Origin of the sequence: Nocardia sp. NPDC059154, from assembly GCF_042755705.1 — a bacterium.
GTDB lineage: Bacteria > Actinomycetota > Actinomycetes > Mycobacteriales > Mycobacteriaceae > Nocardia.
In genome coordinates this window covers 18,547-43,048 of sequence record NZ_JBHZCS010000082.1, presented here as the reverse complement: position 1 = coordinate 43,048, position 24,502 = coordinate 18,547, and the positions used below count along the sequence as shown (strand labels likewise).

General features: G+C 67.2%; 9 protein-coding genes. 5 read left to right on the top strand and 4 right to left on the bottom strand.

All coding sequences use genetic code 11. From position 1 onward, the window contains the following. Positions 1-121: 121 nt before the first annotated feature. A complete protein-coding gene (locus tag ACFXN1_RS43680) occupies positions 122-868 on the bottom strand; it encodes a glucose 1-dehydrogenase (protein ID WP_379444510.1) in 747 nt (248 codons plus the stop codon). Positions 869-1,848: 980 nt separating this feature from the next. On the opposite strand from ACFXN1_RS43680, the gene ACFXN1_RS43675 reads away from it, so the two are divergent. Beyond that, complete coding sequence (locus tag ACFXN1_RS43675) at positions 1,849-20,094, top strand: amino acid adenylation domain-containing protein (RefSeq protein ID WP_379444511.1); 18,246 nt, start codon at positions 1,849-1,851, stop codon at positions 20,092-20,094. A 9-nt stretch (positions 20,095-20,103) separates the two neighbouring features. Here the strand turns inward: ACFXN1_RS43675 and ACFXN1_RS43670 are convergent, their stop codons facing one another. Beyond that, complete coding sequence (locus tag ACFXN1_RS43670) at positions 20,104-20,781, bottom strand: hypothetical protein (RefSeq protein WP_379463927.1); 678 nt, start codon at positions 20,779-20,781, stop codon at positions 20,104-20,106. Between the two features lie 619 nt (positions 20,782-21,400). Between ACFXN1_RS43670 and ACFXN1_RS43665 the strand changes: the two genes are divergently transcribed. From ACFXN1_RS43665 to ACFXN1_RS43650, 4 genes are all read left to right on the top strand, one after another. Then, positions 21,401-21,607: a nuclear transport factor 2 family protein gene (locus ACFXN1_RS43665; protein WP_379444514.1), complete on the top strand. Its 207-nt coding sequence runs from the start codon at positions 21,401-21,403 to the stop codon at positions 21,605-21,607. Beyond that, a complete protein-coding gene (locus tag ACFXN1_RS43660) occupies positions 21,604-21,774 on the top strand; it encodes a hypothetical protein (protein WP_379444515.1) in 171 nt (56 codons plus the stop codon). Before ACFXN1_RS43665 ends, ACFXN1_RS43660 begins: the two co-directional genes overlap by 4 nt. 42 nt (positions 21,775-21,816) lie before the next feature. Next, positions 21,817-22,143: a putative quinol monooxygenase gene (locus tag ACFXN1_RS43655; protein WP_379444517.1), complete on the top strand. Its 327-nt coding sequence runs from the start codon at positions 21,817-21,819 to the stop codon at positions 22,141-22,143. A 149-nt stretch (positions 22,144-22,292) separates the two neighbouring features. Next, on the top strand, positions 22,293-22,760 hold the full coding sequence (locus tag ACFXN1_RS43650; RefSeq protein ID WP_379444518.1) for a nuclear transport factor 2 family protein: 468 nt from the start codon (positions 22,293-22,295) through the stop codon (positions 22,758-22,760). Positions 22,761-22,825: 65 nt separating this feature from the next. Here the strand turns inward: ACFXN1_RS43650 and ACFXN1_RS43645 are convergent, their stop codons facing one another. Further along, positions 22,826-23,173 carry a nuclear transport factor 2 family protein gene (locus ACFXN1_RS43645; RefSeq protein ID WP_379395754.1) on the bottom strand — a complete coding sequence of 116 codons (348 nt, stop codon included), beginning with the start codon at positions 23,171-23,173 and terminating at the stop codon, positions 22,826-22,828. Positions 23,174-23,237: 64 nt separating this feature from the next. Then, the gene (locus ACFXN1_RS43640; RefSeq protein ID WP_379444519.1) at positions 23,238-24,476 is read right to left on the bottom strand and encodes a cytochrome P450; all 1,239 of its coding nucleotides are present in this window, start codon (positions 24,474-24,476) and stop codon (positions 23,238-23,240) included. Positions 24,477-24,502 lie beyond the last annotated feature (26 nt).

Sequence of the window (24,502 nt, the reverse complement as noted above, 5' to 3'; positions counted from 1 at the left end):
CGACCGTCATCTCGAACGGCCCACCCGGCCCGGTCAGCTTCCCGGCCACCTGCGCGGCCAGAGCCTGCAGATCAACAGCGTTGGTCATGAATCAAATCCTCGAATCCGTTGGGTAGCAGCGTCATCCGAGCGTCTTGTGCGGGACGCCGACGATCAGTCCGCCGTCGATGACGTGCTCCGCGCCGGTCGTGTAGCTGGATTCGTCGCTGGCCAGGTAGACGACGAGATTGGCGACCTCGTCGGCGGTGGCGGCGCGGCCGAGCGGGATCTGCAGGAAGTCCTCGGGGATGCCCTCGGTCATCGGTGTGCGCACCATGCCGGGGTGGACCGAGTTCACGCGAATGTTGTGCTGCGCCAGCTCGAGTGCGGCCGATTTGGTCAATCCACGGACCGCGAACTTGGTGGCGGTGTAGCCATGCAGTCCGACGCTGCCGCGCAGGCCCTCGACCGACGAGATATTGACGATCGACCCGATGCCGGCATTCATCATCGCCGTGGCCGCGGCCTGGATGCCGAGGAAGGTACCGGTCAGATTGATGTCGACGATCTGCTGCCAGGCCGCCAGTTCGAAGTCGACGATGGTGTTGCCGTTGACGATTCCGGCATTGTTCACCAGGACGGTCAGCGAACCGAACTCCTCGACGGCGACACTCACGGCCCGCTTCCAGTGCTCGGGGTCGGTCACGTCCAGGTGGACGAAGCGAGCCGCCGGACCCAATTCGGCAACCAGCGCCCTGCCTTCGGTCTCGAGCAGGTCGCCGACCACCACGCCGGCTCCGTGCTCGACCAGAGCACGGGCATGCGCCGCGCCCATGCCACGCGCGCCTCCGCTGACAAGGGCCACCTTGCCCGCGACTCGCTTGTTCATGCTCGGGCTTTCCATTGAGAGCTTCTCGGTCATGAGGGCAGCTAAGCATGTCTTCAATCACTGTTTCAATCATTGATTGAAACAGTGGAATGAGGTATGGCCCTGAAACTGCTGACGGCTCACCGGCGCCGCCAGCCGTCGATAAGCGGTCGCCTGCGGCCGCGGGAGGGAAGACCTCGGCGGCGTGGAGCCGTCGCCGTCGCTCACCCCTCGTGAGCGACGGATTGCTCCGCGAGCCGGGCCAGTCGATCGAGGTCGCCGTGCAAGGCCGCCCGGCGGCCGTGGTGCGCCGGGGGGTGACGATCCAGACGACCAGCGATTGCAGGCCGTTCGCTGACCGTCCCGTCATCGCCGATCAATGCCGTCGGAGAGGGGAGCTTCCGGCGTGTCGCCCAGGACAACGTGGGCACACATGACTGGAGTGCATCTGTTTCAAAAATTTTGGTCGAGAGACCAATCGGTTGCGGCGTCGGCGTCGAATCATAATGGACAGTCGCTTTTGAAGTAGGGATGTCCGGCATGGCCTCAGTCGAAGCTGCAACGGAGCAGACGGTGGTGCGCGGGGTTGCGTCGGCGGAGGGACCGCCGGGGAAGGTGGCTTGCCGGTCGGTACAGCGGCGTCTGCGACGGGGTGTGGTCGACGCTGGGGTCGTTGACGTACTGGACCGTTCGTCGAGGAGTCGGGGGTGATAGCGGGGTCGGGGATGTTGCCATCGTGTACCGGTCGACGGTCGAGCGGCGGTCGAAGGTGCCGCAACTGGTGGCCGGAAATTAGCCGTCGGCGTAATGCGCCCCGAATCGGTCGGCATCGGCTGTAATGATCTTGGCGGCGGACTCGACGTATTCAGCACTATGCGGGTGTTGGAAATCGTCCCCGCCCTGGCCTCGTTCGTGGTCCCCGGACCGGCGCGCGACAGCGTATCCGCCGGTCCTCGGGCGTTTTGAGTTCCTGAAATGAACAACATTTTGCGGAGGTCGAAATGCGCCAATCGAAGAGTGGCAGCGAAGGCAATCCCGACCGTTCCAAATCGTTGCCAACCGGCACATTTCAATCCTCCAGTCAATCCTCCAGGCACACACATTCGGGTAACAGTTCCAGCACGCCCAGCAGTAATGCATCGCCGGCCGATATTCTCCCGCTGACGTCGGCGCAGCGGGGAATCTGGTTTGCGCAGCATCTCGCGGAATCCACGCCGATATCTGTCGCCCAATACGTCGAGATCGTCGGCGAGTTGGATGCGGAACTACTTGCCGAGGCATGCAGAACCGCCGGTCGGGAGTTCGGATCGGGACATATGCGCCTGATCGAGGTCGACGGAGAGCCCTGCCAGTTCGTCGACGAGGAAAATGGCGGCCCGGCGTCGGTCATGGACCTGCGCCGGCACGTCGATCCCGTTGCGACTGCGCACAGAATGATGGTCGAGGATTATTCCGCCCCACTGGACCTGCTGAACGACCACCTCATGACGAGCATCGTGTTCCAGGTCGGTGAGGACCATTACCTGTGGTATCAGCGCGCACACCACATCGCGCTCGACGGATTCGCCGCGGTAACAATGCTGCATCGGATGACCGAGCTGTACAACGCTTGGGTGAAGTCCGAGGAGGCGGCGCCGTGCCAGGCACAGGACCTGCGGGAAGTCGTCGAGCAAGATCTGGCGTACCGCGATTCGACGCGTCTCGACAATGACCGCAAACACTGGATGGAGCACCTGGCGGGCGCGCCTCCCGTCGTCAGCCTGGCCGACCGCGTGAGCAAACCCACCATTCATCCCACGCTGGTCAGCACAGAGCTGGCGGACGACACCGCGCAGCTACTCGAAAACGTCGCGCTCGAGCACGAGTCGAGCGTGACTCCGATCATCGTCGCGGCGTTCGCGGCTTATCTCGCGCGGATGACCGGAAGCGATGAAGTATTGCTGAGCCTGCCCGTGTCGGGGCGGCACTCTGCGGTGCTGCGCCGTTCCGGGGGGATGGTGGCAAATGTGGTCCCGCTGCGAGTACAGGTCGCCGGCCAAAGCGTCGGTGAACTGATCGCCGCGGTGAAAAGCGAGTTGACCAGTGCACTCCGGCGGCAGCGCTACCGCCAAGAGGACATATTCCATGACATGGGGATTGCGCGCGACGAGGCGGCATCATTCGGGCCGGCCGTGAACCTCATGATGGTCGAGAACGAGGTTGTACTGGGCAACACGACAGGCCGCCTGCACGTCCTCACCTCAGGACCTACCGCCGACCTCTTCGTCAATATCTACCCGGGCGCGGGCAGAGAGAGCACCCATATCGACTTCCAGGGGAATCCGAATTCGTACAGCCCTGAAGAGCTCACTGATCACCATCGACGGTTCCGCATGTTCATGCACGAATTCCTCGCAGGCGGACCGGAATGCAAGGTCAGCAGACTGCCGCTACTCGAAATTCAGGAACGCTCTGCGCTACTACCTGTGCGAGGGCCCAGCGCGGTCGAAACACGGCTGCTCCCAGAGATTCTCACCGAGAGCGCGCGCCGGAACAGTAGCGGGTGCGCGATCGTCTCGGGCGGCAAGACGATGACGTACGGCGAGCTGGACACCAGATCCTCGCAGCTGGCCCGGCATCTGATCGCTCTGGGGTGTGGTCCGGACACAGCGGTGGCGATCATGCTGCGACGCTCGGTCGAATCGGTCGTGGCGACATGGGCGGTCGCGAAGAGCGGGGCGGCGTTCGTCCAGCTGGCCCCCGAGTACCCGTCGAAGCGGATAGACCACATGGTTGCCGACAGCGGCGCGACCGTGGCGATCACGGTCGACGCCCTGCGCGAGCGGCTCCCGCGGGGGATCCACCATGTGATTCTCGACGACCCCGCAACCCTGGCCGAATGCGACACCGCGAGCGGGCCGATTTCCGATGAGGACCGCATCCGCCCATTACGACCGTCCAACGTCGCCTATACGACCTACACCTCGGGATCCACCGGAGCGCCGAAAGGCGTCCAGGTCACCCACACCGGCCTCGCGAATCTCGTTGCCGATCGCGCCGCCACGTACGGCATCGACACGAAATCCCGTGTGTCCTATGCCCTCTCGCCCAGTTTCGACGCCTCCCTGGAACAGTTTCTGACCTGCTTCGCGAACGGATCCACATTGGTGATCGTGCCGCCCGAGGTGACCGGCGGTGAGTCGCTCACGCAACTGCTGGCCGATGAGCACGTGACCCACCTGACGCTGACGCCCACCATGCTGGCCACGGTCGACCCGCAGCTGCCGACCGACGTGCAGGTGGTCGTGGTCGGGGGCGACGTATGCCCACCACACCTCGTCGAACGGTGGACCCTGTCGGCGTCCATGTACAACGAATACGGTCCCACCGAATCCACCGTGACCGCCGCCGGCGCCATGCTGAGACCCGGCCACGCCCACACGGTCGGTGGCCCCATCCGTGGCGTCTCGGCCATGGTGCTGGACCGGACGCTGCAGCCGGTGCCCAGGGGCACCGCGGGCGAGTTGTACCTCGCCGGGCCGGGATTGGCCCGGGGATACAGCCATCTCTTCGTCGAAACCGCCGCCCGGTTCGTCGCCGATCCGTACGGCGGCACCGGCGCGCGCATGTACCGTACCGGCGACATCGCGCGCTGGACCGGCGAGAACGGCGAGACGACGCTGGAGTTGATGGGCCGCAGCGACTTCCAGATCAAGATCCGCGGATACCGGATCGAGCCGGGTGAAGTCGACGCCGCGCTCACCACACACGACGACGTGGATCTGTGCGTCACGGTGCCGGTGCAGAACAACGTCGGCACGACCGTGCTGGCGTCCTATGTCGTCCCGGTCAGCGGCCGTCGGATCGATCCGGTCGAAATCCTGCGCTTCGCTCGCGATTCGCTACCGCCGCACATGGTCCCGGCGGTGGTCCTGCCGTTGGACAGCCTCCCGGTGAACGCCTTCGGCAAGCTCGATCGCCGCGCTCTGCCGAAGCCCGAATTCGGGACCGCGCCGGTCGGGCGGGCACCGGCCACGGCCCGGGAAAAGACGATCGCACGGTTGTTCACCGAGGTGCTCGGCGTGCCCCGGGTCGGGGCGGACGACAGCTTCTTCGCCCTCGGCGGTGACAGCATTCTGTCGATCCGGCTGGTGGCGGGGGCCAAGGCCGAAGGCCTGAGCTTCTCCACACAGGACGTGTTCGTGCACAAGACCGTTGCGGGCCTGGCGGCCACGGCGACGGAAGTCGGCGATACTCCCGGCTTGGCCGAGTTGCCCGGTGGCGGCGTCGGACCGATGCCGTTGTCGCCGATCATGCACGCCATGCTCGATCGGGGTCATTACGACCGATTTGCGCAGGCCGCGCTGGTGCAGCTGCCCGAGGGGGTCGATCGAGCGGGTCTGGTGCGCGCGCTGGGATTCCTGCTGGACCGCCACGACATGCTGCGCGCGGTATTGCGCGGTGGCGATTCGGCCGATCGGTTCGTCGAGGTACTCGATCGGGAAGCGGTCGACCCGGAGGCCGCGCTCGTCGAAGTCCGGATCGATCGACGTGACGCCGCCGAAGTCGACCGGCACCTGAACCGAGCCGCGGATCGATTGGACCCGGGCAACGGTGCGCTCGTGCAGGCCGTCTGGATTCAGGATCGCAGCGGCTCGGGGCCCGACCTGATGTGGCTGGTGATCCACCATCTCGCCGTCGACGCGGTGTCGTGGCGCATCATCCTCACCGACCTCGCGCAGGCCTGGGCGCAGGTCTCCGCCGGCGGCGAGCCGCATTTCGGCCCGCTCACCACCTCGTTTCGGCGGTGGGCGCACGGCTTGGTCGAGCAGGCGCCGGGCAGGCGGGCGGCGGAGCTCGACCTGTGGAAAGACGTCCTCGAGCGCGGCGATCAGCTACTCGGATCGCGTCGTCTGATCCCGGACCGTGACATCGGGGCCACGGCGGGCCGGGTCGATCAGCGTATCCCGGCAGCGGTTGCCGAGGCGGTGCTCACCACCATTCCGGACCGCTTCCACTGCAGTGCCAACGATCCGCTGGTGGCGGCTCTGGTGCTCGCCCTCGGTGAGTGGCGGCGCAGGCGTGGTACCGCCGAGGCGGCCGGAGAGTTGATCTCGTTGGAAGGACACGGCCGCGAGGAGTCGGCCGTACCCGGCGCCGATCCGAGCGCCACCGTCGGCTGGTTCACCACCCGCTTCCCGGTCCGGATCGACTGGGAGAACGTCGATCTCGATGATGCGCTGGCCGGCGGCGTGAGTGCGGGACTGGCGATAAGGCAGGTGAAGGAGCAGCTGCGCGCGGTGCCCGGCAACGGCATCGGCTATCAGGTACTGCGTCATCTCGATTCCCAGGCGCGCGCCGAGCTCGCAGACCTGCCCGAACCTCAGGTCAGCTTCAACTACCTCGGGCGGGTGGGTTCCGGTGAACGCTCGGGGCCCTGGGCACCCACCACCGAATTCACCGCACTGACCGCGACGAGCGATCCGGCGATGGCGCTGCCGGCCGTGCTCGATATCAATGCGATCGCCGAAGGTGGCCACGACGGGCTCGAACTGGCCGCGACCTGGGAGTTCGCCTCACAGGTGTTGACGGGTGAGGAGGTCGACGAGCTCGCCGGACTGTGGGCTCGAGCCCTGGGGGCGCTGGCCGATCACGTGCGGTCCGGAACCACCTACAGCTTCACGCCATCCGACTTCCCGCTCACCGCGGTATCGCAGGACGATGTCGACCGCTGGCTGCGGGAGTACCCGTCGATGACCGATGTGTGGCCGCTCACCGCCTTGCAGTCCGGCCTGCTGTTCCACACGATCTACGATCCGGACGGCGTCGACGGCTACATCGTGCAGGCGGCGCTGACGTTCGCCGGGCAGGTGGATGGGGACCGGATGCGGCGGGCCGCGCAGGTGCTCATCGACCGGCACGACAGTCTGCGGACCGCCTTCGTCGAGAGTGACGATGGGCCACGGCAGATCGTATTGCGCGACACGACGGTCGATTGGGGCGAGTCGAATCTCAGCGGTGTCGGCCGGCAGGCGGAAGCACTGCGGCGACTCGCGACGGCGGCCGCGGCTCCGTTCGATCCGGCCCGCCCGCCGCTGGTGCGTTTCCACCTCGTCCGCACCGGCGTCGATATGTTCCAGTTGCTGGTCACCAACCACCACCTCGTCCTCGATGGCTGGTCGATGCCACTGCTGATCCACGAATTACTCGCGTTGTACATATCCGACTGCGATACGGCCCAGCTCGCGCCCCCTCGTTCGTACCGTGAGTATCTGCAGTGGCTGCAGGCTCAGGACCGAGACGCCGCGACCGCCGCGTGGCGGGAGATGCTCGCCGGAATCGACAGTCCGACGCGGGTCACGAACGGGCCGGATCGGACCGTCACCGCGCACGCCGACGAAGTCGGCCTGAACCTCGACGCCGCGACCACCGCTGCGATTCTCGATCTCGGCCGCTCGCATGGCGTCACCCCCAACACGGCCCTGCACGTGGCGTGGGCATTGCTGGTGGCCGTCCAGGCCGGACGGCCGGACGTGGTGTTCGGAAATACGGTGTCGAACCGCCCGCCGCGGATTCCGGATGTCGAGCGCATGGTCGGGCTCATGGTCAACACGCTGCCCGTCCGCGTCCGGCTCGAACCCGACGAGACCGTGGGCGACCTGCTCGTCCGGGTGCAATCCGAGCAGGCGGCGATGCTGGATCATCAGCACATCGGCTTGGCGGATCTGCAGCGGGCCGCCGGCATCACCGACATGTTCGATACCGCAACGGTGCTCGAGTCCTATCCGTTCGACCGGGAACTGCTGGCACACGATCTCTCCGACGCCGGATTACGGCTCGTCGAGATCGTCGCGCACGATGCCACGCCGTATCCGCTGAGCCTGCAGGTGACCCCGCCGCGGTCGAGTCGCGACGGCGGACCGGACACCGACGAGCCCGGAACCTACACGGTGACACTGAAATTCGCCACCGATCGATTCGACTCGTACGAGGCCCGCACGCTGCTCGAACGATTCGAGTTGCTGCTCATGCAGATCGTCGGCGATCCCGGCCGGAAGGTCTCCTCGATCTCCTCCTGCTGGGATTCCGAACGCGCGCAACTGCTTTCGGTCGGAAGCGAGCAGCCGGCCGCGGAACTCGTGCTCCGCGACATCCTGTCGGGGACGGCGCGGAGGTATCCGGATGCCGTGGCTGTCCGGGGCGGTGACACCACGTGGACCTATCGTGAGCTGGAGCGTCGCGCCGACGCGTTCGCTCGCCTGCTGGTCGGCCGCGGCGCTCGCGCCGAGTCGATCGTCGCCTTGGCCCTGCCCCGCTCGGCCGAACTCGTCGTCGCGATCTGGGCGGTGGCGAAAACAGGTGCCGCCTTCCTGCCGTTGGATCCCGGCAATCCCGCCGCGCGGATCGGGGAATTGCTGTCCGACTCGCGGACCACGCTGGGTGTGACGACAAGCGCTGTGGCACAGCAGCTTCCGGATACCGTCGACTGGTTGATCCTGGACGCTTCCGCATCGGACGCTCACGAGGGTCTCCCCCACCCGTCCGGCGTGGCCGGGCACGACAGCCTGTCGGCCGACAATGCGGCATACGTGATCTACACGTCCGGATCGACCGGCACACCGAAGGCCGTCCACCTCAGCCATCGAGGTCTGGCCGATCTGGTCGCGGCGCAGGCCGACGCCTTCGCGCCGACTCCGGATTCGGTGGTGTTGCAGGTCGCGTCGCCGGGATTCGACGCCTGCGTAGCGGAGTTGCTGTTGGCGCACAGCAGCGCCGCCTGTCTCGTGGTGGCCCCGCCGGAGGTGTTCGCCGGGACCGAACTCGAGGAATTGCTTCGGTCGCAGCAGGTTTCGCACGCGATCATCACCCCGTCCGTGCTCAACACCATGGATCCTTCCCGGATACCATCGCTGACATCGCTCGCGGTCGTCGGTGAAGCAGTCGGGCCGGACACCGTGAACCGGTGGGCCCCGGGGCGACGGCTGATGAACCATTACGGACCGACCGAGTGCACGATCTGGGCAACGGGGTCGGATGTCCTCGCACCCGGCGCCCCGGTGACGATCGGTGGCCCGATCCGGGGCGCGTCCGCGATGGTGCTCGACCCGTGGCTGCGACCGGTGCCGGTCGGTGTCGCGGGCGAACTCTATATCGGCGGGCCCGGACTCGCCCGCGGATACGTCGGTCGACGGGGCGTGACCGCGTCCCGCTTCGTCGCGGATCCGCGATCCACCCGCGGCGAGCGGATCTACCGCACCGGTGATTCCGTGCGCTGGGTGCGCGGACCCGCCGGGTTGGCACTGGAATACCTGGGCCGCTGCGATCAGCAGGTCAAGATTCACGGCCTGCGGATCGAGCCGGGGGAAATCGATGCGCACGTGGCCCGGCGCCCGGACGTGGCGAGCGTCGCCACCGTGGCGGTGAAAGGGCCTGCCGGCGAACCGGTTCTGGTGTCCTATGTCGTCTCCGCGCCGGGCGCTGCCGTCGATGTGGCGGCCATCGAAGGCGATCTCGCGGGCAGGCTGCCGCGCTATATGAATCCCGCGGCGATCGTGCGGCTCGAGGAGATGCCGCGCACGCCCACGGGCAAGATCGATCGGAAAGCCTTGCAGCAGCGCGCCTTCGATGCCGGCGCCACGGGCGGCAGAGCACCGTCGACGCCGACGGAGCGAGTCGTGGCGAAACTCTTCGCCGATGTGCTCCATCTCGACACCGTGTCCGCCGACAGCAACTTCTTCGCCCTCGGTGGGGACAGCATCGTCTCGATGCGGCTGGTGGCGCTGGCGAGATCCGCCGGGCTCACGCTCACGCCGCGAGATGTGTTCGAAGGCAAAACAGTTGCCGCTCTCGCCGTGATGGCGGGCGGCGATGCGGCTCCGGAGACCATCGAGGAACCCCCGCGACTCCGTAAAACCGATCACGCGTATCGCGCCTCGGATTCTTCGCTCGTCGCGCTCACGCAGCAGGACATCGATCGGCTCGAGCGGCAGTACCCCGCGCTGTCGGACGTATGGCCGTTGTCGCCCATGCAATCCGGGATGCACTTCGACTCGACGTTCGATCCGGATGCGGCGGACAACTACACCGTCCAGACGATGATCGGATTTTCCGGCGCGGTCGACGGTGAGCGCCTGCGGCGTGCCGCTCAGGCCGTGGTCGACCGGCACGACATCCTGCGGGCCGCCTTCGCGGAGACGTCGGCCGGGCCGTGCCAGATCGTGCTGGACCATGCCGAAATCGACTTCCGGGAGATCGATCTCGCCGATGGCGGCGATGCGGAATCCCCGGCAGACCCGGAATCGATTGCCGCGGCGGACGCGGCGGCGGGATTCGACCTGTCGGCTCCCCCGCTGCTGCGCTTGACGCTCATCCGTCTCGATGCGGAGTCCTTCCGGCTGCTGGTCACGAATCATCATGTGATCCTGGACGGCTGGTCGATGCCGCTTCTGATGCGAGAACTGCTCGACTACTACGGATCTCCCGAACATATCGACTCCGCCGGACCCGCGCCCTCCTACCGCGACTATCTGGCCTGGCTGGGTCGGCAGGACAGCGACGCATCCAAAGCGGCATGGGCGCAAGACTTTTCGGATGTCGATGCACCCACCCGGGTGTCCCGCGACGCCGACGCGGCGGGCGAGGTATCCGCCGCCGAGGTCGGGGCCGAGGTGACGGCGGATCGTTTCGGAGCACTCCGTCGCGTGGCGGCGGAGACGGCCGTCACCATCAATACGGCCGTGGCCGCGGCCTGGGCCCTGAATCTGCGTGTACTCACCGGCGAGACCGATGTGATCTTCGGTTCCTCGGTGTCGGGCCGCCCCCCGGAACTGCCGCTGGTCGATCAAGCGCTCGGCATGTTCCTGAATACGATTCCCGTGCGCGTCCCGCTCGAACCCACGATGACGGTCCGCGAGTTGCTGATCGGCATTCAGGCGCGGCACGCCCGCATGCTGGAGCATCACCACATCGGCCTGCCCGAGATCCACCGCAGCGCCGGCCTGCCCGCACTCTTCGACACCGCCCTCACCTTCCAGTCGTTTCCCGTCGACCGGACGGCACTGCAACAGCTCGTCGATTCGGCGGGCCTGCGGGTGAACGAACTCAGTGAACTGGACGCGACACCGTACCCGCTGAGCCTGATCGTGGAACCCACGCAATCCGAGCACGGCGAGCCACGAGGACTGCGGATCACCCTCCGGTTCCACGACCGTGAATTCGACACCGTCTCGGCGCGCCGCATCCTCGACCGCTTCGTCGAGTTGCTGTGCCGGTTCGCCGCGAACGCCGATACGCGACTCGGTGAGCTACCGCTCGACGAGGAACCGCGGCCATCGTGGCCGGATTTCCGTGCGGAAGCTACGATCCCGAACACGCTGGACCGGATACTCGCCGCCTCCGCTGCCGCCGATCCCGACGCGATCGCCGTGCGATACGGCACGACCACCATGACCTACCGCGGGCTCGACGAGCGATCCACCCGTCTGGCCCGGATCCTGCTGCGGCACGGCGCCCGGCGGGGACAGGTCGTCGCCTCCGTGCTTCCGCGTTCCCTGGCGGCGACCGTCACCCTGTGGGCCGTGGCGAAGACCGGTGCCGCATTCCTGCCGATCGATCCGGCCCTGCCCCCGGAGCGGATCGAATTTCTGCTGTCCGACTCGGGAACCGTGCTCGGACTGACCGATACGTCCGCCGGGCAACGTCCTCCCGACGGAGTCGATTGGCTGATCCTCGACGAGGACCAGGCGCTCGGCACCGCCGACTCGGCGCTCGGCACCGCCGACACGGCGCCCGCCCTGCCGATCACCGATGCCGAACGCGGCGGGCCGATCCGGCGGGATCAGATCGCCTACGTGAGCTACACCTCCGGGTCGACCGGAACGCCCAAGGGCGTACTCATCAGCCATCGCGGCCTGGCCGAAATCGTCGCGGCGCAACGGCGACTGTTCGGCGCCGACCCGATGTCGGTGGTCCTGCAGGTCGCCTCGCCCAGCTTCGACGCCTCGGTGTTCGAGTTGTTGATGGCGCACGGTTCGGGCGGCCGGCTGGTCGTATCTCCCGCCGAGATCTACGCCGGCCCCCAATTGGCGGATCTGATTGCGCATGAACGTATTTCGCACGCCATCGTGACACCCTCGGCGCTGGCGACGGTCTCGCCCGACGGTCTCGACGGGCTGCGAGTGCTCGCGGCAGCCGGTGAGCCGGTCGGGACCGAACTGGTCGATCGGTGGGGGCCGAACCGCACCATGGTCAATCTGTACGGGCCGACCGAGACCACGATCTGGGCTACCACCAGCGCTGCGCTGGCGCCCGGTGCCGCGATCACGATCGGCAGGCCGGTCGGTACCGTCGCGGCCGTGGTCCTGGATACCTGGCTGCGACCCGTACCGGACGGTATCGCGGGCGAGCTGTACCTGTTCGGCGCCGGTCTGGCCGATGGCTACGTCGCCAGGACGGGGTTGACCGCGGCGCGGTTCGTCGCATGCCCGTTCGAGGGGCCGGGTCAGCGCATGTACCGCACCGGTGACGTGGTGCGCCGCAGCGCCGATGGCGAGTTGGAATTCCTGGGACGCAACGATTTTCAGGTCAAGGTGCACGGCACCAGAATCGAGCTCGGGGAGATCGACGCGGCGCTGGGCGCGCGTGCGGATGTGGCATACGCGGTCACCGTGCCGCGCCGCGAGGACGGCCGGTCGGTGCAGCTGGTGTCCTATGTCATGCCCGCGACCGGTTTCGAGGTATCGGGCGCGGAGTTGCGTGCGGCACTGGCCGAGACGCTGCCCCGGACCATGGTGCCGGCCGCGGTGATCGTGCTGGACGAGGTACCGCTGACCGCCAACGGGAAGCTGGATCGCGAGCGGTTGCCCGAGCCGGTTGCCGTCGCGCGCGAGTTCCGGGCACCGGCACCAGGGGTGGAAGAGTTGGTCGCGCGAACATTCGAGCAGGTGCTCGATGTGGACGGAGTGGGCGCCGACGACGACTTCTTCGCGCTGGGCGGCGATTCGCTGAGCGCCTCGCTGGTGGTGGGGCGCCTGGGTGCGGCCCTGAACGTGCGAGTGCCGGTGCGATCGGTTTTCGAGGCGCCGACCGTCGCCGAATTGGCCGCGCGCGCCGGGTCACTCGGCGATGGGGGCCGGTTGCCCCTGGTGTCCGGAGTGCACCCCGACCCCGTGCCGCTGTCGCTGGCGCAGCAGCGGATGTGGTTCCTGAACCGGTTCGAGCCGGATTCCCCGGCCTACAACATTCCGGTGATGCTGCGGTTGTCGGGGCGGCTGAATACCGAAGCGCTGGCGGCCGCGCTCGCGGACGTGGTCGGACGGCACGAGGTATTGCGGACGATCTATCCGGAAGTCTCCGGTGAGCCGCGGCAGGTCGTTTTCGACGAGCCCGCGGTGCCGGTGGAGCCGGTGCGGGTACCGGCGGATGCGGTCCCGGATGTGGTGGGCGAGTTCGTGCGACGTGGATTCGATGTGACCACCCGAGTGCCGATGCGAGTGGGATTGTTCGAGCTCGACGCCGAACCCGGCAGTGACACAGGAGAATTCCTGCTGGTGCTGGTGGTCCATCACATCGCCGGCGATGGTCAGTCGATGGGCCCACTGGCCCATGACGTGATGGTGGCGTATGCCGCGCGCCTGGCCGGGCACGCGCCGGAGTGGGAGCCACTTGCGGTGCAGTACGCGGACTTCGCGTGGTGGCAACGGCAGATGCTCGGGGCCGCAGACGACCCGGCGTCGTTGATGTCCACCCAGCTGGACTTCTGGCGCTCGACGCTCGCCGGCGCACCGGACCGGCTGGACCTACCGGCGGACCGGCCACGCCCGGCCGTCGCATCGCTGTCGGGAGGCCGGGTACCGCTGGAGATCGGCGCGAGGCTGCACGAGCAACTGCTCGCGCTGGCACGGTCGCGGGGATCGTCGCTGTTCATGGTGATGCATGCCGCGCTGGCAACGGTTTTGGGGCGGCTCGGCAACACCGATGACGTCGTGATCGGCACCCCGGTCGCGGGGCGGGGCGAGCCCGGCCTGGACGAGCTGGTCGGGATGTTCGTGAACACGCTGGCATTGCGGACCCGGGTGGATGCCGGCGAGCCGTTCGCCGAGTTGCTGACGCGCGCCCGGGACACCGATCTGCTGGCTTTCGAACACGCGGATGTGCCGTTCGAGCGAATCGTGGAGGAGCTGAAGCCGGAGCGATCCGCGGCGCGGCATCCGTTGTTCCAGGTGGTCCTGGCGTTCCAGAATCTGTCGAACGTCGAGGTGGCGCTGCCCGATGTCCACGTCGCCCGGGCGGAGGTGGATACCGGGGCGACCCAGTTCGATCTGCAACTGGTGCTGTCGGAATCGTCTGATTCCGGTGTGGCACAAGGTATCTCGGGAATGATGAGCTATGCGCGGGATCTCTTCGACGAGGCGACCGCGGCGGGAATCGCTCGGCGGCTGTTGCGGGTCCTGGAAGCCGTCGTCGACGATCCGGCCGTCGTGGTCGGGGACATCGACTGGCTGGACGCCGACGAGCGCTCGGCACTCACCTCGCGAGTCGGGGCACGCACCTCGGCGGCGCCGGAGCCGTCCGGATTGCTGCCGGAGGTGCTCGCCTCGGCCGTCCGGGACAACGGCGACGGTATCGCCGTCGTCTCGGGAGATGCCACGTTGTCGTATGCACAGCTGGACGAACGGTCGAGCCGGCTGGCGAGGTTGCTGATCAGCCGAGGCGCCGGACCGGAGAGTTCGGTGCTGGTGGCGGCAGCGCGGTCGATGGAGTCCGTCGTCGCGTGGTGGGCGGTGGTGAAGTCGGGTGCGGCCTTCGTGCCGGTGGACCCCGCCTATCCCGAAGGCCGGATCGCGCAGATGGTGTCGGATTCCGGTGCGACGCTGGGCGTGACGGTGTCGTCGGCAGCTGCCGGGATGCCCGATTCGGTGGACTGGATCGTGCTCGACGACCCGGGCGTGGCCGCGCGGATCGACGGGTTGGCGAGCGGCCCGGTCGGCGATGACGAGCGACTCCGTCCGCTCCGGGCCTCGAACGTTGCCTACGTGGTCTTCACCTCCGGATCCACCGGGGTGCCGAAGGGCGTCGCCGTCACCCATTCCGGCATCGCCGACTTCGTCTCGTCGCTCCGCGCCGACCTCGACCTCCGGCGCACGTCCAGGGTGCTGCATTTCGCGTCGCCGTCGTTCGACGCCGCCCTGCTGGAGACCCTGATGGCGGTCGGCCGGGCCGGTGCGCTGGTCGTGGCGCCGACGGGGATCTACGGCGGCGGAGAGTTGGCCGAGCTCCTGCGCGCACAGCGGGTGACCCACGCCTTCATGACCCCTGCCGCGCTCGCGTCGGTGGATCCGGCCGGGCTGGACCACGTGCGGGTGGTGTTGTCCGGCGGTGACGAGGTCCCGGCGGATCTGGTGAACCGGTGGGCGGGAACCGATCCCGCCGGCGCCCGGAAGTTCCGGGAGCTGTACGGGCCGACCGAGGCCACGATCGTCGCCACGGCGACGGGCGGGCTGCGATCGGGTGACCGGCCGACGATCGGCGCCCCGCTGCAGGGCATCCAGGCGCTGGTCCTGGATGCCCGGCTGCAGCCGGTTCCGGTGGGGGTGGCCGGAGAGTTGTATCTGGCCGGCCCGGCACTGGCGCGCGGGTACCTGGACAAGGCGGCGGTGAGCGCGTCGCGGTTCGTGGCGCACCCGTTCGGGGAACCCGGACGCCGCATGTACCGCACCGGTGATGTGGTGCGCTGGAATGCCGACGGTGACCTGGAGTTCCTGGGGCGCAACGACTTCCAGGTGAAGATCCGCGGCTATCGGGTCGAGTTGGGCGAGATCGACGCGGCGCTGAGCGCGCAAACGGACGTGGCATACGCGATCACGACGCCGTGGCATACGGGCACGGGTCCGGCGCAGCTGGTGTCCTATGTGGTGCCCGACACTGGAATGAGTCTCTCGGGCGAGAAGTTGCGGGCGGCGCTGGCCGAGATGCTGCCGTCGTACCTGGTGCCCGCCGCGGTGACGATCCTCGACGCGATCCCCCTGTCGCCGAATGGAAAGCTCGACCGCGCGGCCCTGCCCGCACCCGTCGTGCAGGCCAGGCGATTCCGGGCCCCGGCGTCACCGGTGGAGGAGATAGTGGCCGGCGTGTTCGCCGACGTCCTCGGCATCGACGGTCCGATCGGCGCCGACCACGACTTCTTCGAACTGGGTGGCAACAGCCTGGTGGCGACCCGCGTCGCCGCCCGGATCGGTGCCGCGCTCGACGCGACCGTCCCGGTGGCGATGATCTTCGAGGCGCCGACGGTCGCGAGGTTGGCCGCGCGCGCCGAATCGCAGGCCCACACCGGGCGGGTGGCGCTGACCGCACAGCCACGGCCGCAGCGCATTCCCCTGTCGTACGCACAGCAACGGATGTGGTTCCTGAACCGGCTCGAGCCCGGCTCGGCCGCCTACAGTATTCCGATCATCCTGCGGCTGTCCGGACAGCTGGATCTCGACGCGCTGCGCGCGGCGACCGCGGATGTGCTGAACCGGCACGAGGTACTGCGGACCGTCTACCCGTATGCCGAGGGCGAGCCGTCGCAGGTTGTCCTGCGCACAGCCGAGGCGATTCCGCCGATCACCGCGACCAAGGTGACGGAATCGGAACTGGCCGAATCGTTGTCGGCGTTCGTCTCGACGGTATTCGATGTGACGGTCGACGCGCCGCTGCGGATCCGGTTGTTCGAGCTCGGGCAGCACGAGTGGGTCCTGGCCGTGGTGGCGCACCACATTTCCTGCGACGGGTCGTCGCTCGGCCCGCTGGCCCGGGACATGATGACCGCGTACACCGCACGCCTGCTCGGGGACACACCGAGCTGGCCGCTGCTGCCGGTGCAGTACGCCGACTACGCGATCTGGGAGCGGACGGTGCTGGGGACCGAACACGATCCCGATTCGGTGCTACGCGCCCAGATCGACTACTGGACACTCGAATTGGCGGAACTCCCGCCCTTGCTGGAGCTACCGACCGACCGGCCGCGGCCGCCCGTGCAGACCTATGCGGGCGCGACCGTACCGATCACCGTCGGTGCCGATCTACACGCAGCATTGCAGCAGGTCGCGCGAGCACACAACACGACGCTGTTCATGGTCTTCCACGCGGCACTGGCGGCCACGCTGGCCCGGCTGGCCGACATGGACGACATAGCGATCGGCACTCCGTACGCGGGACGCGGCGAGCCCGAACTCGACGATCTGGTCGGGATGTTCGTCAACACCCTGGTGCTGCGGACCCGGTTGACCCCGGCGATGACGTTCACCCAGCTGCTCGAACACGTGCGCGGGACCGATCTGGCCGCGTTCGGGCACGCCGATGTGCCGTTCGAGCGGCTGGTGCAGGAGCTGAATCCGGTGCGGTCGCACGCCCATCATCCGCTGTTCCAGGTGATGCTGGCATTCCAGAACGTCGCCAAGGCCGAATTCGACCTGCCGGGGCTCTCGATATCGGCCGTGACGGCCGAGACCGACACCGCGCTGTTCGATCTGCTGGTCACGGTGTCGGATTCCTACGACTCCACCGGTGCCCCGGCCGGCATCAGCGGCGCGGTCACGTACGCGAGCGACCTCTTCGACGCGACCACGGTGACCACGATCGCCGATCGCCTGCTGCGGCTGCTCGGCGCACTGGTGGCCGATTCGACGCAGCCGGTGCACGACGTGGATCTGCTCGGCACCGATGAGCGGGAAGCCGTTCTGACGCAGTGGAATTCGACCGATCACCGGCTTCCTCCGGGCGAGACACTCGCCGAGGTCTTCGCCGACTCCGTGCGGGCGCATGCGGACCGGCCCGCGGTGATGTTCGGCGAAGAGTCGCTGAGCTATGCGGAATTCGCTTCTCGCGTATACCGGCTGGCGCGGTGGTTGATCGGCCGTGGAGTGGGTCCGGAGTCGCTGGTGGCGCTGCGTATGCGGCGTTCACTGGACCAGGTCACCGCCATGTACGCGGTACACGCCGCCGGCGGTGGGTACGTGCCGGTCGATCCGGACCTGCCGGCCGACCGCATCGAGTACATGCTGTCGATCGCTGTGCCGGTGTTGGAGCTCTCGTCCCTCGATGGACTGGAGCTGTCCGGATTCGACGACGCGCCGGTCACCGACGCCGATCGGCTCGCACCGCTGCGACCGCACAACATCGCCTACGTGCTCTTCACTTCGGGGTCGACCGGTCGGCCGAAAGGTGTTGCGGTATCGCATTGTTCGGTGGTGAACCAGCTGCGGTGGCACGCCGAGACCTACGCGTTGACGTCGAACGACGTGGTGCTGCAGAAGTCCCCGGCCACGTTCGACATGTCGGTATGGGAAGTGTTCACGACCCTGGCGATGGGGGCGCGGCTGGTGATCGCGCGCGCCGACGGGCATACCGACCTGGCCTACCTCGCCGAAACCATTGCCGCCCAGCGGGTCACGATCACCGCGCTCGTACCGTCGATGCTGGCGGTGTTCGCGGACGCGGCGCCTGCGGAGTCGCTGGAGTCGGTGCGGACGCTCCTGGTGGGCGGTGAGGCATTCGGCCCCGACGTGGTGGCCGAGGTGCGGCGGACCATGCCCGGGGTCGAGTTGCACAACCTGTACGGGCCGACCGAGTTCACCGTGGCCGCAACCGCGCATCGGGTGACCGAATCCGACAGCGGCAGCATGCCGATCGGCTCACCGGTATGGAACGCACGGGCATACGTACTCGACGACCGGTTACATCCGGTGCCGCCCGGTGTCGCCGGGGAGCTGTACCTGGCGGGCGCCCAGCTCGCGCGCGGCTATCAGTCACGTCGAGGCCTGACCGCGGAACGGTTCGTGGCCGACCCGTACGGTGACGGCGGGCGCCTGTACCGCACGGGCGACCTGGTGCGCTGGCGCCACAGCGGCGAATTGGAATACCTGGGCCGCACCGATTTCCAGGTGAAGCTGCGCGGCCTGCGTATCGAACTCGGTGAAATCGAGGCCGTACTCGCCGAGCACCCGGGCGTCGCCCGCGCGATCGCCGTGGTGCACACCTCCGGTACGGCTGACCACCTCGTCGGCTACGTGGTGCCCGCCGCGGGCGCGACGGTCGACACCGCGGCCGTCCTGGCGCACGCGGCGAGCGAACTGCCCGACTACATGGTGCCCACCACGGTGATGGCGCTCGACACGGTGCCCCTCACCGTGTCGGGCAAGTTGGACCGTGCGCGACTACCGGAGCCGGCGCTCGCGGTGGGAGAGTTCAGGGAGCCCTCGTCGTGGCTGGAAGAGGAGGTCGCGCGGGCCTTCGGAACGGTACTCGGTGTGGATCGGGTGGGCGCCGACGACGACTTCTACGCCTTGGGTGGCAACTCGCTGAAGTCGGTGCAAGTGGTGAGCGAGTTGCGCAAGGGACTCGACTACGAGGTTCCGATCAGCTGGATGTTGTCCGATCCCTGCCCGGCCGACCTGGCGAAGCGGATCGAATCCGGAATGCGCTCCCGTACCACCGTCGAGCGGACAGACATCGGCTTCGACGTTCTGCTGCCCATCCGGACCGGCGGCGAGCGACCACCACTGTTCTGTATCCACCCGGCCCTGGGCCTGTCGTGGTGTTACCGCACATTCGACCGGTACCTCGCCGACGGTCGGCCGATCTACGGCATTCAGGCGCCGCAGATCGGCGGCGAGGACCCCGGTCCGACGTCGATCCAGGAAATGGCGGAACGCTATTTCGAGGAGATTCGCGCGGTTCAGCCACACGGCCCCTATCACCTCCTCGGCTGGTCGCTGGGTGGCGCGATCGCCCACGCGATTGCCGTCGAGATGCGCGCCGCCGGTGAAGAGGTCGCCCTACTGGCACTGCTGGATGCCGAGGTGGGTGGTGTCGACGAGTCGACGGTCCGCGCCGTCACGGCCGGAGAGCTGATCAGCAATCTCGGCCCGGTCATGGGCGTCGATTTCGTGAGCGCCGATGCGACCGCCGAGGAGGCCGCCGACCTGATCGAACGGCACCTCGGGGGCGGCCTGGGCATCGATGCCGCCAGGATCGAGCGCCTGACCGACGCCTACAACCTGGCGATCCGGGCAGCCAGTGCGTGGCGGCCCGCGGTCCTGGACAGCGACATGCTCTATTTCACCGCGACACAGGACAGGCGATCCGATGCTGCGGGTCACGAGGGGTGGGCGCAGGTGGTTCGTGGTCGGATCTCGACCTTCGACATCGATGCGGCCCACCTCGCGATGACCGAACCGGGCGCGGTTGCTCAGATCGCCCGGATTCTCAACACGCGACTGGAGCGATGACCGCGACCTTTATGGCGAAGTGACGGGCGCGCCGGATCCATCGGTCGGGCCGCCCGGCGGCGGGAGGGGCGAAGCGAGGCCCAGTATCGCCCCGACCGACGCCCCGAGCGCCCCGCCGAGCAGGGCGGCCGGTCCGGCAACGACGGCGACGCCGACAGCCGCGCCGAGGAGCGGGCCGATAACCAAACCAGTCGGCAGGAACGGGATACCGACGACGAATCCAGCGGCGGCCCCGACCAGGCCCGCACCTACCGCGACGGGCGCGGACACTCCCGCGCCGAGGCCTGCACCGATTGCCGCACCGACGCCCGCGTCGACGACGGCGACGGAGCATCTCTGGGGATCTACCGGGAGGTACGCGCAGAACGTCTGGACCGGCTGCTGATCCATGGCCGGCATCAAGTCCGCCGCGTCCGCATTCTCGATTCCGGTCCAACCCGCGGCGGCAAGCGGATTCGCCGGGCCGATGGCTGGATCGCCGCTGCTCATATCGACCGCGGGTGCGACGCCGACCAGCGACTGGCCGAGCGGAGCGAGTTCGGCTGGCAGCGCGAACGGATCCTGCCCTTGCGCGAATTGCCTCAGCGATAGCCAGTCCGCTGTCGTGGGTAGCGCGGCAGGTGGCGGCGCGGTGCCATCCGGGGATGCCGCGGCGACTCCGGTTCCGAGGATGACGGCAACCGGCAAAAAACTCGCAATCAATAGTGGACGTGAGCGGCACCAACGGCTGGCTTCCGGCATTCCGCACCTCCTGGACTCAAAGCTTCTCTGCATCGAGCATTTGTCGTACGGCGTAGATAGCTTAAGCGGCAGGCACGGCCGGATCGGGAAGAAATGCCGAATTCCATGTGCACCTGGCAAATCCGTGGCCGTACCAGACGTTGCGCAGAACCCTCCGCCATCCGAATGCACCCGGCCGATATCCCGCTAACCCCGCCAGCCGTTAGCTGCTTGTCATCGAATTTCTCAGTTCGAGCCAGCGCTGCGCTCCTGACCGTGGACCTGGGCCCGGGCAAGGGCGGCGCGGGATCGCAATGCCGACGACTCCTAATGAGAATTGGCGGCGCCGGATTCTCATCGAGTCGCCGCTTTCTTCCGCGCCGCGAAACGAGCAAGTGCCACACACGTTCCACGAAAGCTCAACGCGGAGAGACCATGTATGCGAACTGCCCGCGACCGCTGCCATATGGCTCACCGACATTCCGTGGCCGGGGGTGTTTCAGGTCGAGTTCACAGACGCCAATGGGGCTGTTTCCGGGATATTCGGTGAGCACCGTTCCACCCCGAGACCATCGAAGGAGCTCCTATGAACGCCACCGCCCCGACCGTCACACTGCCCGAGGTCGTCGTTGCCCATATCGCTGCGGTCAACGCCTTCGACCTGGATGCCATCATGGCCACCTTCGCCGAGGACGCCCTGGTCAACGACGTGCGCCGCGAATTCGCCGGCACCGCGTCGATCCGCGCCTGGGCGCGCCACGAACTGGTCGCCGACAAGGTCACCTGGAGGTGACAGCGGTCGTCCCCCACCCTGACCTGACCATCGTGCGGGCACGCTACGACGGGCAGTACGACAAAACGAATCTGCCCGACGAACTGATACTCACCAGCTACTTCACCACCACCGACGGCAAGATCACTTCCCTGATCATCGTGCACAACCAGCCGGCCCCCTACTGAACCGCGCCCACATCAGCAGCCGGCACCTTGCAGGAGCACTCCGTGAGCACGCTGGTCACCGCCGAATTCTTCGCCCAGCCCGGCCGCGGCGACGACGTCGCGCAACTGCTGCTGAACATTCTGGGAGAAAGCCTCGAACACGAAGGGTGCGAAGAAATTCGCATCCTGCGCGATCAGGACGACGCCGACCATGTCGCAGGCCTTACCCAGTGGACCGAGCGGCACAACTACACCGACTACCTCGCCTGGCGCACCGAACACGGCTTCACCGCCACCTTCGAGGCCATGCTCACCCGCCCGCTGGTCATCCACTACTACGACCAGATCTTCCAGAACCAGGGCATCGCAGCACGCACACGAGCAATCTGACAGCCCGGCAACCCGATTCCGTTTTACAAGCGGATGGTCCCCGGCCGCGCGAGCCACTGCCGATTGTCGGTCTCGGCCCTGGGCTAGCCTTTCATCAGGTTGATGGAGTGGGCCGAGCGGGTACGAAACGAGCCGAAGGAGCTCTCGAGATGGCAACGCATCCGCACATGACCGAGACCGAAGCAGCCGACCGGCTCGCTATCCGTGAACTCATCGACGCCTACGCGCAGTGTGCCGACCGGCGTGATGCCAAGGGACAGATGGCCTTGTTCACCGAGGACACGCATTTCGTCGTCTTCATGGATGCACGCAACCCTGAACCGTCACAAGAACTGAACGGCCGTGAGTCCCTGGCACCCGTATTCGACGCCCTCAACGCCTATGCGGCCACAATGCATTTCAACGGACAGAGCACGGTCGACCTGTCCGGTGAACGCGCGGCGGGCGTCACCTACTGCATGGCCCAGCACCTGACCGAGAACGAGGACGGGTCCCGCACCATCATGACGGCCTGGATCCGCTACCTCGACACCACGATCAAGCAGGACGGCGTCTGGCTGTTCACCGAACGCAACCTCATGGTCGACTGGACCGACACGCGCCCCAGCTCCCCCTGAGTCCCGCGGCACATCGATCAGACGCGGAATCTCCACTTGTGCAATCTGTTTCGGAACGTTCGGGGTCACTGCGAAACTTGGCGGTAGTAGAGGGCCATGCGTGCGATGTGGTCGCCGTCGGCCGCGACGGTGAGATGGTCCATGGCGTATTGGACCGCGTCGTAGCCGTCGACTCGCGCTTGGAGTTCGAAGGCGATTCGGTTGTCCTGCTCGATCCACCCGGCGGCGGTGACCCTGGGAGTGACCGCGAGGATGGTCTTCTCGTAGAAGCCGCGAATCTGCTCGGAACCGGCGAAATGCCCGAACGGATTGAGCAGTTCGGCGTTGTCGGCGAACAGCGCGACGATGCCATCGAGGTCACCGGCGTTGACCCTGTCCACATAGCGGTCGGCGAGTTGTCGAGCTTTGCCCATGGAAACAACTTTCTTCTATGCGAGGGTCTGGTTGACGAGAGCCGCAGGGCAGCAATGGATTCGGTCAGCGTGCGGTCATGCGCAGCGGCAGGTGACGCAGTCCGGTGTGGCGGCTGCTGCGTGTCCACTCGACCGGTCCGGCGAGTTCGAAGCCGTCGAAGCGGGCGAACAGCTCCTCGAATACGACCCGCATCTCCAACCGGGCCAGATGCGCCCCGAGGCAGAAATGGATGCCCTGACCGAATCCCAAGTGCGGGTTGGGGTCTCGATGGATGTCGAAGCGGTCGGCGTGGTCGAATCGGAGCTCGTCACGGTTGGCCGAGGCCTCCCAGACCAATACTTTCTGGCCCGGTTCCAGCCGGTGCCCGGCCAGTTCGACAGGGCGGGTGACCGTGCGGCGCTTGGACGGAGACGGCGCGGTCCAGCGGACGATCTCCTCGATGGCGACCGGCAGCAGTTCCGGGTTGTCACGCAATTCCGCCAGCTGCGAAGGGTTTTCGATCAGCGTGAGAAGTCCGGCGGCAATGGCGTTGCGGGTGGTGTCCGAGCCGCCGGAGAACAGCAGATTGAAGAACGACCGCAATTCCTCGTCGGACAGGCGCGACGGGTCCTCGTCCGGCATCTCCGCGTGGACGACCAGCGACAGCATGTCCGCACCCGGATCTGCCCGGCGCTGGGCGATCTGCGCCAAGCCGTACTCGTAGAGCTCCCCCATCGCCGCCGTCCGCTCCGGGCTCGTGGTCAGGTAGTCCTGGCCGTCGGGAATGTCGAAGACATGCTCGATGAGCCCGAACAGGCGGTGACGATCCGCCTCGGGGATGCCGAGCAGGAAGCAGATCGCCTGCATCGGAAGCTCGGCCGCGATCTCGGTGAGAAAGTCGTGGTCGCCGCCACTGACGACGGTGTCCAGCAGGCGCCCGGTACGCGCCCGCAGATCCTCTTCCAGGTTGCGAACCGTCCTGGGCGTCAAGCCTTTCGACACCAGACGCCGAATCCTGGAGTGCCGCGGATCGTCCATCATGTTCAACACCACGCCCGCCATCGGCAGGTCCTGCAGCACGGTGCCGCCGTAGGGCCGGTCGCCGCCGGTCTCGGAGGAGTAGGCCGCGGGACTGGTCAGGACCTCCTTGGTCTCGGCGTAGGTCGCCACCGACCAGAACCCCTCACCATCGGGGGTGTGCGCGGTGGGCTCGTGCCAGTACACCGGAGATTCGGTGCGGTGCAGGGCGAACAGGCCGTGCGGAAAGCCCGCGGCGAAGTTGTCCAGATCGGTGAGATCCACGGACGAGAGCGACTCAGCCATGTGTTACACGCTATACACTTCTAGAT

What these genes read in the sequence shown, in the direction of transcription:
- ACFXN1_RS43680 (WP_379444510.1), bottom strand. Translation starts at nt 868, where the DNA reads ATGAACAAGCGAGTCGCGGGCAAGGTGGCCCTTGTCAGCGGAGGCGCG.
- ACFXN1_RS43675 (WP_379444511.1), top strand. Translation starts at nt 1,849, where the DNA reads ATGCGCCAATCGAAGAGTGGCAGCGAAGGCAATCCCGACCGTTCCAAA.
- ACFXN1_RS43665 (WP_379444514.1), top strand. Translation starts at nt 21,401, where the DNA reads ATGAACGCCACCGCCCCGACCGTCACACTGCCCGAGGTCGTCGTTGCC.
- ACFXN1_RS43650 (WP_379444518.1), top strand. Translation starts at nt 22,293, where the DNA reads ATGGCAACGCATCCGCACATGACCGAGACCGAAGCAGCCGACCGGCTC.
- ACFXN1_RS43645 (WP_379395754.1), bottom strand. Translation starts at nt 23,173, where the DNA reads ATGGGCAAAGCTCGACAACTCGCCGACCGCTATGTGGACAGGGTCAAC.
- ACFXN1_RS43640 (WP_379444519.1), bottom strand. Translation starts at nt 24,476, where the DNA reads ATGGCTGAGTCGCTCTCGTCCGTGGATCTCACCGATCTGGACAACTTC.